This window comes from Candidatus Foliamicus sp. (assembly GCF_965221325.1).
GTDB lineage: Bacteria > Pseudomonadota > Gammaproteobacteria > Steroidobacterales > Foliamicaceae > Foliamicus.
In genome coordinates this window covers 372,238-387,247 of record NZ_OZ244880.1, presented here as the reverse complement: position 1 = coordinate 387,247, position 15,010 = coordinate 372,238, and the positions used below count along the sequence as shown (strand labels likewise).

10 protein-coding genes are annotated in these 15,010 nt (G+C 64.1%); 4 read left to right on the top strand and 6 right to left on the bottom strand.

Translation table 11 applies throughout. From position 1 onward, the window contains the following. Positions 1-40: 40 nt before the first annotated feature. Positions 41-3,730, bottom strand: a complete 3,690-nt coding sequence (gene metH / locus ACWCOO_RS01790) for a methionine synthase (RefSeq protein ID WP_446831263.1) — start codon at positions 3,728-3,730, stop codon at positions 41-43. Next, positions 3,727-4,536 carry a methylenetetrahydrofolate reductase gene (locus tag ACWCOO_RS01785; protein ID WP_446831262.1) on the bottom strand — a complete coding sequence of 270 codons (810 nt, stop codon included), beginning with the start codon at positions 4,534-4,536 and terminating at the stop codon, positions 3,727-3,729. The genes metH and ACWCOO_RS01785 overlap by 4 nt, the downstream gene beginning before the upstream one ends. Before the next feature lie 180 nt (positions 4,537-4,716). Here ACWCOO_RS01785 and ACWCOO_RS01780 point away from each other — a divergent pair, with 180 nt between their 5' ends. After that, the gene (locus tag ACWCOO_RS01780) at positions 4,717-5,937 is read left to right on the top strand and encodes an MFS transporter (protein ID WP_446831261.1); all 1,221 of its coding nucleotides are present in this window, start codon (positions 4,717-4,719) and stop codon (positions 5,935-5,937) included. A 741-nt stretch (positions 5,938-6,678) separates the two neighbouring features. Here ACWCOO_RS01780 and ACWCOO_RS01775 read toward each other — a convergent pair. After that, positions 6,679-7,887: an ABC transporter permease gene (locus tag ACWCOO_RS01775; RefSeq protein ID WP_446831260.1), complete on the bottom strand. Its 1,209-nt coding sequence runs from the start codon at positions 7,885-7,887 to the stop codon at positions 6,679-6,681. Positions 7,888-8,054: 167 nt separating this feature from the next. Here ACWCOO_RS01775 and ACWCOO_RS01770 point away from each other — a divergent pair, with 167 nt between their 5' ends. The 3 genes from ACWCOO_RS01770 to ACWCOO_RS01760 all read left to right on the top strand — a co-directional run bounded on the left by ACWCOO_RS01770 (position 8,055) and on the right by ACWCOO_RS01760 (position 11,952). Continuing rightward, a complete protein-coding gene (locus tag ACWCOO_RS01770; protein ID WP_446831259.1) occupies positions 8,055-9,359 on the top strand; it encodes a sulfatase family protein in 1,305 nt (434 codons plus the stop codon). 55 nt (positions 9,360-9,414) lie between these two features. After that, positions 9,415-11,013 carry a GMC family oxidoreductase gene (locus ACWCOO_RS01765; protein WP_446831258.1) on the top strand — a complete coding sequence of 533 codons (1,599 nt, stop codon included), beginning with the start codon at positions 9,415-9,417 and terminating at the stop codon, positions 11,011-11,013. A 63-nt stretch (positions 11,014-11,076) separates the two neighbouring features. Then, positions 11,077-11,952: a twin-arginine translocation signal domain-containing protein gene (locus ACWCOO_RS01760; RefSeq protein ID WP_446831257.1), complete on the top strand. Its 876-nt coding sequence runs from the start codon at positions 11,077-11,079 to the stop codon at positions 11,950-11,952. Positions 11,953-11,961: 9 nt separating this feature from the next. Here the strand turns inward: ACWCOO_RS01760 and ACWCOO_RS01755 are convergent, their stop codons facing one another. From ACWCOO_RS01755 to ACWCOO_RS01745, 3 genes are read right to left on the bottom strand one after another with little or no spacing between them, the layout of a single operon-like run. Next, positions 11,962-12,870, bottom strand: coding sequence for a DUF1838 family protein (locus tag ACWCOO_RS01755; protein ID WP_446831256.1), 909 nt, complete (start codon positions 12,868-12,870; stop codon positions 11,962-11,964). A gap of 8 nt (positions 12,871-12,878) precedes the next feature. Further along, positions 12,879-13,766, bottom strand: coding sequence for a DUF1838 family protein (locus ACWCOO_RS01750; RefSeq protein ID WP_446831255.1), 888 nt, complete (start codon positions 13,764-13,766; stop codon positions 12,879-12,881). A 60-nt stretch (positions 13,767-13,826) separates the two neighbouring features. Continuing rightward, positions 13,827-15,005, bottom strand: coding sequence for a serine hydrolase domain-containing protein (locus tag ACWCOO_RS01745; RefSeq protein WP_446831254.1), 1,179 nt, complete (start codon positions 15,003-15,005; stop codon positions 13,827-13,829). Between the last annotated feature and the right edge of the window lie 5 nt (positions 15,006-15,010).

The window sequence follows — 15,010 nt, the reverse complement described above, 5'->3', positions numbered from 1 at the left end:
CGGCGGGCTTCCGAACCTCGCGGCAGCGACCGCCCGGGGGCTAGTCGGCGAGGTTGGGAGACAGCCACATGCGGGCTTCGTCCAGCGGGATGTTCTTGCGGGCCGCGTAGTCGGCAAGCTGATCCTCGCCGATCAGCCCGATGTTCAGGTAGCGGGCCTCGGGGTGTGCGAAGTAATACCCCGACACGGTGGCGGCCGGCCACATCGCGAAAGACTCGGTCAGCCGCGCGCCGGTGCGCTTTTCGACTTCCAGTAGGCGCCAGATCAAGCCCTTTTCGCTGTGGTCAGGGCAGCCGGGATAGCCGGGCGCGGGCCGAATGCCTTGGTAGCGCTCGGCAATCAGCTCTTCGTTGCTGAAGGACTCCTCGACCGCATAGCCCCACAACTCCTTGCGCACTTTCTCGTGCATGTATTCAGCGAACGCCTCCGCTGCGCGGTCGGCCAGCGCGCGCAGTTGAATCGCGGCGTAGTCATCGGCGGAGCGCATCTTGCCCCCCTTGCGCGCAAGGATTTCCTCCAAGTCGCCGCCTACCGTTACCGCAAACAAGCCCACCCAATCGGGCGCGGCTTCGCGCGGCGCCACGAAATCGGCGAAACAGCCGTTGGCCTTGCCGGGCGGCATGCGGCGTTGTTCGCGCAGGCAATGAATGCGCCCAATTGCTTGCTCGACTCCCGAGTCCGGGTAAAGGCGTATGTCGTCGCCACTCGCGGCAGCCGGGAAAATTCCGGCCACGCCGGCCGTGCGGAATTCAATCTTTCCGGCCCGGATGGGCTCGATGAAATTCGTGTGCAAATCGTCCCAAAGGTCGCTGGCCGCAGTACCCTTCCGTGGATCATCCAGGAGTTGCGGATATTTGCCGCGCAAGCCCCAGGACGCGAAATAGGGCTGCCAGTCGATATACGGATACAGCTCTTCCAGACTCGGCGCAGCCTCCTCAATCGACCCTGCGCGGGCAGGTTCGGCCGGTGGCTGGGCTCGCCAGTCAATCTCCAGGTAGTTCGCGCGCGCCTCTTCCAACGCCAGCAGGTTCGCGCGGCGGCGGGTTCCGGCCGGCTGTTCGCGGCGGCGCTTCAGATCGCGCGCGACCTCCGCCAGGTAGCGCTCACGCCCCGGCCCGCTAAGGCTGCCGAGCACGCCCACCGCGCGGGAGGCATCCTTGACGTAAACGACCCCGCCGTCGTAGGCGGGATCGATCTTCAGCGCCGTATGCCGGGGCGAAGTCGTGGCGCCGCCGATCAGCAAGGGCTGGGTGAGACCGCGGCGCTGCATCTCGCCTGCCACATGCACCATTTCATTCAGGGACGGAGTAATCAGGCCCGAAAGCCCGATATAGTCGGCGTCCTCGCTTACCGCAGCGTCGAGTATCTTTTCGCAGGGCGCCATTACGCCGAGGTCGATAACCTCGTAGCCGTTGCATTGCAGCACCACGCCCACGATGTTCTTGCCGATATCGTGAACATCACCCTTGACGGTGGCCATTACGAGCCGCCCGCGGCTGGACATCCCGGAGCCCTCTGCCTCGATAAACGGCACCAGGTGCGCCACCGCCTTCTTCATGACGCGGGCGGACTTGACCACTTGGGGTAGAAACATCTTGCCGGAAGCGAACAAGTCGCCGACCGTGTTCATGCCGTCCATCAGCGGTCCCTCGATCACGTCCAGCGCCCGTTCGCTAGCCTGCCGCGCGGCCTCGGCATCCTCCACCACGTGGGTATCCAAACCGTGCACCAGCGCATGTCGCAGCCGTTCGGCTAACGGCAGCGCGCGCCACTCATCGTCTTCCTCGCGCGCCTGTCCGCGCTGGCCGTGATATTCGCGCGCCAACTCCAGCAGCCGCTCGCCGGCGCCGGGATGGCGATTGAGGATCACGTCCTCGACGGTATCGCGCAGCCGCTCGGGTATGTCCTCATAGACGCTCAACTGGCCGGCGTTGACGATTCCGAAATCCAGGCCGGCTGCGATGGCATGGTAGAGAAACACGGAGTGCATGGCCTCGCGCACCGTGTTGTTACCGCGAAACGAGAACGACAGGTTGCTTACTCCGCCGCTGGCATGCACTCCGGGCAGGCGTCTGCGCACCTCGCGCACCGCCTCGATGAAAGCGCGGGCATAGTCATCATGCTCCTCCATGCCGGTAGCCACCGCGAAGATATTCAGATCAAGGATGATGTCTTCGGGAGGAAAGCCCGCATCCTCCGTAAGCAGGCGATAGCTGCGTTCCGCCACCGCCAGGCGCTGTTCCACGGATTCCGCCTGGCCTTGTTCGTCGAAGGCCATCACCACCACCGCCGCGCCCAGCCGCCGAATCTCGCGGGCCTGCTCCAGAAACTCGGCTTCGCCGTTCTTGAGGCTGATGGAATTGGCTATGCCCTTGCCTTGCAGGCACTTGAGGCCGGCCACCAGCACCTCCCAGCGCGACGAATCGACCATCACGGGTACGCGGGAAATGTCCGGCTCCGCGGCCAACAAGTTGAGGTAGCGGCGCATGGCGGCCTCGGAATCCAGCAGGCCTTCGTCCATGTTCACGTCCAGCAAATTGGCGCCGGCTTCGACTTGTTGCCGCGCCACCTGCACGGCGGCAGCGTAGTCGTCGGCCTCTATTAGCCGCCGAAAGACCGCCGAACCGGTTACGTTGCTGCGCTCGCCTACATGCACAAAGCCGGTGCTGTCCTCGATGTTGAACGGTTCCAACCCGCTCAGGCGGGTGCGCCGCGAATGCTGCGGCGGCACGCGCGGGCGGATGTCGGCCAGCGCCTCGCGCATGGCGCGCGTGTGCTCGGGCGTGGCGCCGCAGCAGCCCCCCGCCATGTTGAGCAAGCCTTCCCGGGCCATGGCCTGCAGCGTGGCCGCCATTTCCTCCGGCGACTGGGTGTACTCCCCGAGTTCGTTCGGCAGACCGGCGTTGGGATGCACGCTGACCGGTGATTGGGCAATCCGCGACAGTTCGCGCACATGCGGGTGCAGTTCGCGCGCACCCAGCGCGCAGTTGAGTCCTATGGCGGTGAGCGGCGCATGCCGGATGGAGTTGTAGAAGGCCTCCACCGTCTGCCCGGAGAGCGTCCGACCCGAGGCGTCGGTGATCGTAGCCGACACGATCAGCGGTATCGGGCGATCCAGTTCTTCAATCAATCGCATTACGGCATAAGCGGCAGCCTTGGCGTTGAGTGTGTCGAAGACCGTTTCCACCAGCAGCAGGTCGGCGCCGCCTTGCAGCAGGGCCCTGCCGGCGACAGCGTAGGTGTCGGCCAGCGCATCGAAGTCAATGGCGCGAAAGCCGGGGTCTTCCACCTTGGGAGAAATCGAGGCGGTGCGCGTGGTGGGGCCAAGAGTGCCGGCCACGAAACGCGGCTGGCCGTCGCTGCGCTGCGCTTGATCGGCAGCTTCGCGGGCGATGCGGGCCGCTTCGCGGTTGATTTCGGCCACGTAGTCCTCAAGGCCGTAGTCCGCTTGCGAGGGAGCATTGGCGGTGAAGCTGTTGGTGGTGAGGATGTCGGCGCCTGCCTCAAGGTAGGCTTCGTGAACGCCGCGCACGATCTCGGGCCGCGTCAGGCACAGCAGGTCGTGATTGCCCTTGAGCGGCTGTGGCCAATCGGCAAAGCGCTGCCCCCGGTAATCGTCCTCCGACAGGCCATGCGATTGCAGCAGCGTGCCGATCGGGCCGTCGAGAAACACGATGCGCTCGCGGACCAGCCGGACAAGGGCGTCCGCCCTGGCGCCTGCTGCGCTCATGGCGGCGGCGCGGCGGTCAGTCCGAGCGCCTCCAGGATCGCCGCGCTGAGCGGTGCGCGGTTCATGGTGTAGATGTGGAACCGCTGGACGCCTTGCTCGGCCAGGTCCAGCACCTGCTGCACTGAAAATTGCTTGGCGATCCGACCGGTGGTTTCGGCGTCGTCGGCGACCTCGGCGAAACGGTCGCGCAACGCCTTGGGAACCTGCACGGCAGTCTTTCCCGCAAACGAAAATACGTTACGCACGTTGTACAAAGGCATGATCCCGGGCGCCAGGCGATCATCGATTCCGGCCGCCGCGAATGCTTCTCGCAGCCGGTAATACCTGCTGTTGTCCAGGAAGAACTGGGTTATCGCCAGGTCAGCCCCGGCGTCGAGCTTGCGCTTGACGAACTCGACGTGCTCGCGCAGGGCCGACTGCCCGCCGCCGCCGTGCTCGGGGTGTGCGCCCACCATGACTTCGCTGATCCCGCGTGCCTTGACGTCCGAGATAAGTTCCAGTGTGGACGCGTAGCCGTGTTCGCGGGCCGCCCGCGGCAAACCGCTTTCGGGCATGTCGCCGCGCAACGCGACCATGCGCTTGACGCCGTCGGCCAGGTATTCCTTCACAATCTCTCTCACCTCGGCGCGCGTGTGCGTGATGTGCGTAAGATGCGGCGCACAATCCACGCCGTAGTCGCGGCGTATGCGCCGCACCCAGTGGGCGGTGCCCGCGCGGGTCGAGCCGCCGGCGCCGTACGACACGGTGCAGAACAGGGGGCGATACGGAACCAGCGTCTTGAGCGTTTGGGTCAGGCGCAGCGCCATCTCTTCCGAGCGTGGCGGAAAGTATTCGAGCGAGATTTGAGGATCTGGGCGCATGGCTTGGGGGCGTGGACTTTTGACGCAGCGCGCATCATACTCACTCGCTCGCCAATCCGAACCGGCAGCCTTCCCTTGCTTGCGCTGCCCGGGCCGTGACTGCCGGCGCGTGGCCGGCTACCCGCCATGTCCACATCCGCATTATCCACACCTGCCTATCGCCGCTTCCTGGTCGGGAGCACGGTGACCACGCATGGCCTGTGGATTCTCCGGCTCGCGCTATCGTGGCAAGCCTGGGTTTTGACGGAATCGGAGTTTTTCGTGGCTGCGGTGGCGTTCGCGGCGTATTTTCCGGTGGCCGTGCTGGGTCCGGTATTCGGTGCCTATGCCGACCGCTGGGACCGCCGAAAGTCCGCCCAGCTCTTCAATCTGCTCAATATCGCGAATACGGCTTGCCTGTTTCTGCTGTCGGCGCTCGGCTGGATCACGCCTACTGCCCTCTTCATCCTGGCCCTGGGCTTCGGAATCTGCAGCGGCGGCTACACGCCCATGCGCCTGGCGATTCTTGCAAACCTGGTGCCGTCGATGCAGTTGGCCAGCGCCGTGGGACTTGGCGCGGTCAGCTTCAACGTGGCCCGAGTGATCGGTCCGATATTGGGGGGCTACATCATCAAGCTGTTTGGGGTGGCCACGGCGTTCGGCGTCAGTTCGGCGACTTTCTTCGGCATGGCCTGGGTGTTGTGGGGATTGCAACTGCAGCCGGTCACCCGCGACCTGGAGCGCCAGATCGGGCTGGCGCGGATGTTGCAGGATGGTTTGCGCTATACCTTCCGAAACCCTGCGATCCTGTTCTATCTTTTTCTGGTGCTGATCGGCGCCACCTTTGGCCGCGCGGTCTTCGAACTCATGGCGCCCTATGCGGACCAGGTGTTCAACCGCGGCAGCGAGGGCATGTCGCAGCTTATTTCGGCGTTCGGCGTGGGCGCGGTTGCGGGCGGCTTCTGGGTGGCGCGGGTCAAGGACCTGGAAGTGCTGCGGCGCGCGGCGGCGATTTGCGCCGCGCTGACCGGCCTGTTCATCGTTTGTTTCGGGTTTACCGGGCAATTCTGGATCGCAATGCTGCAGTTGCCGGTGCTGGGACTGACTCTGACCGTTTGCGGCGTGGGTTCGCAAACGCTTACCCAGTCGGTGGTGGACGAGAACTACCGCGGGCGGGTGATGAGTCTTTGGAGCACGGTGGCTTTCGGTGGGGTGGCGATTGGAAGTGCGGCGCTGGGGGGTTGGGCGGATTCGATCGGTTTGACCAACGCTACGATTTACTGGGGCATGTTGGCCGGGGGGCTGGGGTTGATTGTGGTGGTGCTGCTGAAGCGGTTCCCCGTACCGAAGGTCGCTGGCGGCGCCTGATTTCAAGTGCGGTTGGAGGCGTGGTCGCACCTCTGCCTTTCCCCGCCTTTCCTCTTCTCTTCTCTCCCAGAGAGACGCCATCCCTGGCTCGGTTCCGCCATCCTGGCTCCAACGCTCTCTGGGAGAGAAGAGAAGAGGAAAGGCTCGCGTAGCGGATCTCGTTTCGCGAGGCGAGAGACGCCTTCGGCTCGGTTCCGCCATCCTGGCTCCAACGCTCTCCGGGAGAAGAGACAAGGCGAAAGGCTTGCGTAGGAGATCTCGTTACGTGGGGCGCGAAGAACCCTTCCTTTGCTCGGTTCCGCCATCCTGGCTTCGACGCTCTCTGAGAGAGGAGACAAGGGGAAAGGCTTGCGTAGGGAATCTCGTTTCGCGGGGCGCGACGTGCCCTTCGCTGGCTCGGTTCCGCCATCCTGGCTTCGACGCTCTCCGGGAGAGGAGACAAGGGGAAAGGCTTACGTAGGGAATCTCGTTACGCGGGGCGCGAAACACCTTTACCGGCTGTTCCCGTCTGCCTTCCCGCGGAATCGTTGGAACCAGGATGCCGCGTATGGCTTATATCCGGGCCCCCACGCAAGCCTGTTTCCATCCCCCTTCCCACGGAGAGCGTTGGAGCCAGGATGGCGGAACCGAGCCAGGGATGGCGCCTCTCCGGGGGAAGGGGGATGGAAACAGGCGGGGGTAAGGCACCTGTCCAAAAGAAGAGGACACGGAAACAAGCGGGGAAGGGCTGCGCGGGGTGGGTTATTCGTGGCGGAGGGCTTCTATGGGGTCCAGGGTGGCGGCGCGGCGGGCGGGCCAGAGGCCGAAAACGATGCCTATGGCGAGGCTGCAGCCCAAACCCAGGAACACTGCTTCGACCGCGAGCACGGTTCGCCAGCCGAAGAATTGGGCCAGCAGTTCCGATGCGCCCCAACCGGCTACCACGCCCAGCAATCCGCCGAACACGCACAGCAGGGACGACTCCACGAGTATCTGCCACATGATGGCCCCGCGAGTGGCGCCAATGGCCCGCCTCACGCCGATTTCCCGGGTGCGCTCAGCGACGGTTACCAGCATGATGTTCATGATGCCGATACCGCCCACAACCAGACTCACGCCGGCGATGGCCGGCAGCAGCAGCGCGAACACGCGCGCGGTTTCCTCCCGCACTTCCAGGAATTGCCGGCGGTCGAGGATACCGAAGTCGTTGTCTTCGCCCGGCAGGATGCGATGCTCGCGGCGCAGGATTCGCTCTATGTCCACCAGCGCCTGCTCTACCACCGAACCGCTCTTGATCTGGACATCCATGCTCTCCAGCCGGTCGGTGCCGGTCACGCGGTACTGCGCCGTGGAAACCGGAATCAGGACATCGTCGTTGGGGTTTTGCATGCCCGCCGAGCCGGCTTCTTCCAGCACGCCGATCACCTCGAACGGAGTGCCGCCCAACTGTATATTCCTGCCCAGCAAGGCGTCAGCCGCGACTTCCAGCCTCTCGGGCACGTCGCTGCCGAGCACAGCCACACGCAGCCGCGCCTCCTCCTCGGCGGGCACGAACATGCGCCCCAGCGCGAGCTTGTAGCGATGCAGGTCCAGGTACTCGGTGGTGCATCCGATCATTTCCACCCGCGTATTCCGGTTGCCGAACTCGACGGGCAGGCGCTGGCTGATCTTGGGAACCACGACGCTAAGGTGACGGGCATCCCTTCGGAGAGCTTCCGCGTCTTCGGAGCTCAAGCTGCTGTTCTCCAGCGCCACGCCCCGAAAGCGGCGCTGCGAATTGGTCACCGCCAGAATGTCGGCGCCCAGTGCTTCCATCTGCTCCTCCACCGCCTGCTGCGCGCCGGTGCCCAGCGACACCATGGTCACCACCGCCGCCACGCCGATGACCATGCCAAGCATCGTCAACAGCGCGCGAAACAGGCTGGCGCCGATGGACTCCAACGCCTGCCGCAGAACGTCAAGAACAAACATCGCGACCTAAGCAACCACTCGAATGGCAAGAATAGCGTATCGTGAGTCGGTCGCGGCCTTCGAGATTTTTCGCACGGAAATCCGGAATCTGGTGCAATATCCAGTCTAGTATCGGCAGGCCGCGAAAGCAGGATGCAATGCATCACAAGCAAACACCCTACGGCGCGATGAAAAGCCTTGTTTACGCATTGGCCTTTGCGCTTGTGCCGTTGCTTGGCACAGCCGCCGCGGCCGCGCCGGATGTGCGGCCCAACATCATTCTGATTCTGGCCGACGATCTGGGTTATGGGGACATCGGCGCCTATGGCGCAACGGCGATCCAAACACCGCACATCGACCGACTGGCCGAAGCGGGCGTTCTGCTGACGGACTTCTATGCCAGCAGCAATGTCTGTACGCCTTCCCGCGCGGGTCTGCATACGGGACGCTATGCGATCCGCCTGGGTCTGGCGGACGGCACAATCACGATCAATGACGAACGCGGTTTGCCCGCCGGAACGGTAACGCTGGCCGGCCGGCTGCGAAACCTCGGCTATCGCACCGGTTTGATCGGCAAGTGGCACCTCGGGCACGGCAGCGAGGCGCAGCGACCCAATGCGAATGGTTTCGACCATTTCTTTGGCTTGCTGCATCCGAACGATGTCGAGCAGCCCCTCTACCGCAATGAGCGCAAGAGCGCCGAGCCGATGCGGCAGAGCGCGCTGACCGGGCGCTTCACGGAAGAGGCGGTGGAGTTTATCCGCGAGCGGGGCGAGCAACCGTTCTTCCTCTTCCTGTCGCATACCGCACCGCACATCCCTCTGGTTGCGTCCGCGTCCTTCGCCGGTTCCTCCCAGGCCGGCGCGTACGGAGATGTGGTGCAGGAGCTGGACTGGAGCGTGGGGGAATTGCTTGACGCGGTCGAACGGGAGGGCATAGCGGACAGCACGGCGACTCTCTTCACCAGCGATAACGGGCCGTTCCCCGAAGGCAGCCCGGGCGGCTTGCGCGGCGGAAAGGGCGCTGCCTTCGACGGCGGCTACCGCGTCCCCTTCATAGCCCGCTGGCCGGGGCGCATAATGCCGGGTCAGGTGGCCGGAGCAATGGCCATGAATATCGACTTGTTTCCCACCATTGTGGCCATGGCCGGCGCGCCGTCATCGCCGGGGCTGGCGCTCGACGGCCGCAATATCCTGCCGATTCTCACCGGCGCGACCCAACAAAGCCCTCACGAAGCGCTTTACTTCTTCAATCACGACCGTATCGCCGGGCTGCGCACCCAGAACTGGAAAATCGTGGTGCGCGCCGACTACCGCAATATCGAACGCAACTTGCCGGAGCACGGCATACGACTGCTGTTTGACATGCGCTCCGACCCGGCCGAGCGCTACAGCCTTGCGGCGCACCGTCCCGACAAGTGGCAGGAACTGCAGGCGCTGCTGGAGCGCGGTGAACGGGAACTGCAACCCGTCATGCAGGCCGCTACGCCGTGACCGGGCGCGACCCCGAAATTCGGACCTCTCTTCGGACCGCAGGAATGAGAATAGCGTGAGCGAGTGGGATTACATCGTGGTCGGCGCCGGTTCGGCGGGCTGCGTGGTGGCCAACCGCTTGTCCGCGAATCCTGACCGGCGAGTGCTGCTGCTGGAGGCAGGCGGCTTCGACCGCTCGCCCTATGTCCGCATGCCCGCGGCCATCATCCGCGCTATCGGCAATCCCAAGCTCGACTGGCGCTATCAGGCGGAGCCGGACCCCAGCCGCAATGGCCGCGTGGATCTCTGGCCGGCCGGCAAGACCCTGGGCGGTAGCAGTTCGATTAACGGCATGCTCTACGTGCGCGGCGCGGCCGCCGATTACGACCGCTGGGAAGCAGAGGGCTGCGACGGCTGGAATTACGCCAGCGTGTTGCCCTTCTTCAAGCGCATGGAGTCCACGCCCTTGGGAGACGGCGGCTACCGGGGCCGCTCAGGTCCGCTGCGCACCGATGTCCTGCGCACCACCCATCCGCTGGCCCACGTGTTCGTGCAGGCCGCGGTCGAGGCGGGCTTGGCGATGAACGAGGATTACAACGGCGCCACCCAGGAGGGCGTGGCTTATTCGGAGGTCAACCAGCAGCGAGGCCGACGATTCAGCGCCGCTCAAGCCTACCTGCACCCGGCGCGCCACCGCCGCAATCTCAGGCTGAGCACGCGCAGCGAGTGCCGCAGGCTATTGGTAGAGAACGGCCGCTGCACGGGCGTGGAGTATCGCAAGGGCACGGAACTGCGCAGGGCCACAGCGCGCCGCGAGGTGATAGTGAGCGCAGGCGCCATCGCCACGCCCAAACTGCTGATGCTTTCGGGAATCGGGCCGGGCGGCCCGCTGCGTGCCGCCGGAATCGATGTCGTGGCAGACTTGCCGGGCGTGGGCGAGAATCTCCAGGAACACCCCGAGGGCATGGTCGGCATTGATGTAAACGTGCCCACCTACAACACCGAGATCAACAGTTGGAAAATCGTCCTGCACGGACTCAACTGGCTGTTCTTCGGACGCGGCCCGGCCACCAGCCCCTACCCGCACGCGGTGGCGTTCGTGCGTTCCGCCCCCGAGGAACCAGAGCCGGACATCCAGGTGCAGCTAGGGCCTTACGCTTTCAGCTTCTCCGAAGAAGGCGTGATCCCCTACGGCCGGCCGGCCATTTCGGCCGCCATCAATGTTTCCTACCCGCGTGCGCGCGGCAGCATACGTTTGCGCAGCGCCGACCCGGGAGCGCCGCCGGTCATTTCCCACGCGCTGCTGGCCGACGACGACGACATGCAACGATTGATCCGGGGCTGCCGGCGGGTGCGCGATATTCTCAACGGGCCGGCCTTCGAGGCCTACCGAATCGGCGAGCGCCTGCCAGGGCCGGACGTGCAAAGCGACGCCGAGTGGCGCGATTACCTGCGCAGCACAGCTTTTCTCGGCTATCACCCGGTGGGCACCTGCCGCATGGGCAGCGGCGGCGAGGCAGTGACGCGGCCCGATCTGACGGTACGCGGGATAGCCGGTTTGCGGATTGCCGACGCATCGGTGATTCCGAGCTTAACCAGCGGTAACACCAACGCCACCGTCATGATGATTGGCGAACGGGCGGCGGATTTGATCCAGAATACGAATCACCGCTGAGTTTGCCGGCGCATACAGAAAGACGCCAACAGCAACGCGGACTCGACTAGGGAGGAAAGCCAAATGGTAAACAGACGCACATTCATGACCGGCGCGGCAGGCGCCGCAGGTTCCTTGCTCGGCGCGCAGGCGCTGCAGGCGGCTGGGACGAAATCGGTCAATCCGCCATCCAGTCCTGTGGTGTCCGAGTTCCTGCATTTCGACGATCCCGTGGAGGCGTTCCGCGCCCAGATGCGGATCGAACGCGACCTCGCCGAGGAGCAGGGAACCACGGTCGCCTGGTACCACTGGATTGTGTTCGTGATTCCGGGCGGCAGGCGCCCGGAGCCACTGATACGCTATGAAGGCTTGGAATTCAGCTACTTCCGGCACCTGGGCAACCACAACTACCGGATCCACGCCCACAACCTTTCCTTCCCGCGCGATCTCAAGAGCAACCAGTTCACCGACTCGGTGGTCAATCCCATTACCGGCGAACGGGTAGAGGTGCCAGTGTCGCTGCTCTTGACCGATCCAGGCACGATCGGCAGCCCCGAGGGATTTCGCAACCTGGCCGGCGATGGGTTCGTGCAGCGGCCGTACCGAAATTTTCGTATCGAGAGCGACCTCATCAAGATGGACCTGGTACGCAGCGCACCGCCGGACTGGCCGGCCACGCATATCGAAAACTCCTGCAATTGGGTGGAATTCGACCTGTTCGCCAACGAAACGATTACCTCGCTACCCGCGCACTTCTGCGGACACTACGCCTTCGAGCATCCCGAGTGGCTGAAGATGCCCGAAGGCATGGGGCATCTGGCCGGTTTCTGGGACGGCAAGAAGCTGAACTCCGTGTCCGAACTGCCGCGCGAGTTTCTTGACCGAATGGAGCGCGAATACCCGGAGCTTCTGGAGCCGCGCTGGGGCGAATTCGAGCGCCCGATTCCTTTCGACCTCTAGCAGTCGGGCTTAATCCAACAACGCGGCGGGATCCTCCAGCACGTCGGGATGATGGGCGGCAGTGAATCGGACAAAATCCTCGGGCATCTCTCGCACATCGAAGACCTTGCCGCCGACGCCGTCCGCGACGGTGTGTCCTTTGACACCCTCCATTTGCATCCAGGGCCGCCAGGCCGTGGCTATGGCGAAGGAAATAGTGGCGTCAACCTGCGGCGCATCGGGCTCGGCGAGATCCGCTTCCTGCGCCTGGTAGGTGATGGACTCCTTGTAGAACATGGATGTCTCGCTGGGATCGTAGGGCGCCACCTTCGTGAACGAGTCGCTGCGTATCCAGACATTGCCGCCGAAGGCTAGTGACGGACGCACCCTGAAGCTGTAGAAGATTTTCGCGTCCGGAGCGATCTGTCGCGCCAGCTCCTCGCTGGTGGTGCTCTCTCGGCTCCACTCCAACTCCTCCTCATTGGCCATCATGATGACATGCCGGCCAGGCCCACTGCGGTAGAGCGGAACGGCAACTTCCCGATCTGTGTAGGGCATCCGCAGCACATCCAGGATTTCGCCACTTTGAATGTCGGTGTAGTAGGAAATCTCGTAGATCAGGAATTCGTACATGTCGTCGGCCAGGCGCCGATAGCGGGTGATCGAACCACCCAGGTAGGCGCACAGCGGCAAAGCTTCGCCATCCACCAGTGTGTAGCGTATTCCGCGCAGCCAGATGTAGGCGATCCGTTCATCGAGACTGCCGCGCATTCGCACCAGCGCGCGCAGCAGTTGGGCGGGCGTGGAAAGATCAAGGCTGTCGGCAGCGGTGGAAGCGGCCGCTTGGCCGGCCCTGAAGCCCGCCAGGCCGAAAGAACTCAGCGCAAGTCCCTTCAGGACTTGCCGGCGGGCATTCACATGACTTCCCCGAGTGCGCATGCCGGCTTCTATTCGTCGAATCCCCCGAGCGCGGCATGCGGGTCTGCGACGACATCAGGATGCAGGCGCCGCGTGTGAGCCAGGAAGTCGTCGGGCAGGTCCTCCAGCGATCGAGCCCTGGCGCCGTGTCCGTTCGATGCCGTGTGTCCTGGAACGTCGCCCATGTGCATCCACGGCCGCCAACTCGTCATCGCCGAGTAGTTCACGAGCGAATCGACCTGCTTCACATCAGGATCGAGCACCTCATTCAGCGGCGCCGACCAGATCGTGGATTCCTTGTAGAACAAATTGGGAATGTCGCTGTCGTTAGGCCGCACCCGGCCGTGCTCCTCATGGCGGAGCAGCAGCGTATCGCCCCGAACATACTCCCGATGAATGGACTTGGTCATCCGCACCGATGCGGCTGGCGAAAACGCCTCCTGCGTGGTGCCGGCCTGCGGTTCGAATTCGTCCCGCTCGTCGAGGCTGACCGCAAACCGGGTGGTGGTGGGCCCGAACCGGAACGCCGGCACCTCGACTTCCTTACCGGTGAAGGGTATTACCAGGCGATCCAGCAGTTCCCAGGTCTCGAAATCCGTGTAATGAGTAACCTCCAGCACCACGGCCTCGAACAGGTGATCGGAGACTTGCCTGAACCGGCTGAACGCGGCACTGATCAGCCCGCAAAGCGGCTCGATTCGCCCCTGCGAGATGGAAAATCGTTTTGCCCGCAACCAGCCGATTACGAGCTCCGAATCCAGGCTGCCGCGCATCTTGACCAGGGCGCGCAGGAGATCCGAGTCCTTGTCCAAGTCAAGTTCTTCAGCCGCCGCAGCGCGCAAGGAAAGCATTCCGTGACCGAGCAACGTGGCGCCTGCGAGCATCGACTGGCACAGGCGCCGGCGGGTTGGCGACACAACGGTCTGCGGCTCGGAACGAGGACTACAGGGGAGTTGGATTTTCGACATGGCTTTTCCTCAATTCTGGAGCCCGGCCAGGATCAGGTTGGGAAGCGTGGAGGTGCGCCAATCAGGATGGAAATAACCCAGACGCAGTATCACGAGTTGTTCTCCCGGCACGACATACATCGTCCGGAAGCCGCCACCTTCGAGGAAAAACGCGCCGGCGGCCTCAATCGGCGGCCCATGGGGCGCCGTTTGGTCCCTGTCCTGAACGTAGCGCCGCACGCCGTCCGGCGGATTGCCCACCCAGATTTGATAGCCATAACCGGGATTGACGCCGGAGCCGGTTGTCATTTCACCGACCCAACCCGCGGGCCAGATCCGGCGGCCGTCCACTTCCCCGTCCCCCAACAGCGCTGCGCCGTAACGCAGCCAGTCCCTGGGCGTGGCGCGAAAGCAGCAATATACGGCCGGCATGCCGTTTTGCCGGTCCATATAGAGCTGCGCGGGGCCGGCCCCCAACGGCAACCATAGCCGGCTGTTCAGGTAGTCCTCGTATTGCTCGCGGGTTGCGGACTCAAGCACCGCGCCGAGCAACTGAGCATTGGCGTTGGAGAAGGCGAAAAATTCGCCTGGCGCATTTTCGAGATCGAATGCCAGCGCGGCCTTTCGGAAGTCGGAACTCAGCGAAATCTGCGTGTTCTTGTTGTAGGGGTCCGGGTCTTCGGCCAAGGGCGGATTCTCAAGCCCGCTCAGGTTCTGCAACAGTTGGCGTATGGTGATCCGACCGCGCGGGTCGCCGGCCCACTCGGGAAGGTAGTTGCCGACCGGCGCATCGAGCGACTCGATGGCGCCTTCCTGCATCGCAATCGCCACCAGGGGCGGCAACAGCGAACGGGTCATGGCGCGGCCGGTAAACAGGGATTCCGGGCCGATCCCCTGCCAGTAACGTTCAATCTGAATCACGCCCCGGTGCAGCACGATCAGGGCGGCGCTGTTGTGCTGCTCCGCCCAGTCCGCCGCTGCCTCCAGCGCCGCGGCGTCGATAGTCAACTCTGTCGCTTCCGCCGCCGCAAAGAAGGCCCCCGGATTGCCGGGCACTTCGACCACCGGCTGGTAGTAGCTGGCAGGCCACTCGCCCGGATCCTCAGGCAGCGTGTACCACCGGTACCAGAATCGCCAATCTACGAACAGCGCCACCGCCAGCGCGGCGATCACTGCCGCCGCGCCGACGAAAATAGCTATGCGGCGCAACGCTC

What these genes read in the sequence shown, in the direction of transcription:
- metH (WP_446831263.1), bottom strand. Translation starts at nt 3,730, where the DNA reads ATGAGCGCAGCAGGCGCCAGGGCGGACGCCCTTGTCCGGCTGGTCCGC.
- ACWCOO_RS01775 (WP_446831260.1), bottom strand. Translation starts at nt 7,887, where the DNA reads ATGTTTGTTCTTGACGTTCTGCGGCAGGCGTTGGAGTCCATCGGCGCC.
- ACWCOO_RS01760 (WP_446831257.1), top strand. Translation starts at nt 11,077, where the DNA reads ATGGTAAACAGACGCACATTCATGACCGGCGCGGCAGGCGCCGCAGGT.
- ACWCOO_RS01785 (WP_446831262.1), bottom strand. Translation starts at nt 4,536, where the DNA reads ATGGCGCTGCGCCTGACCCAAACGCTCAAGACGCTGGTTCCGTATCGC.
- ACWCOO_RS01755 (WP_446831256.1), bottom strand. Translation starts at nt 12,870, where the DNA reads ATGCGCACTCGGGGAAGTCATGTGAATGCCCGCCGGCAAGTCCTGAAG.
- ACWCOO_RS01770 (WP_446831259.1), top strand. Translation starts at nt 8,055, where the DNA reads ATGAAAAGCCTTGTTTACGCATTGGCCTTTGCGCTTGTGCCGTTGCTT.
- ACWCOO_RS01780 (WP_446831261.1), top strand. Translation starts at nt 4,717, where the DNA reads ATGTCCACATCCGCATTATCCACACCTGCCTATCGCCGCTTCCTGGTC.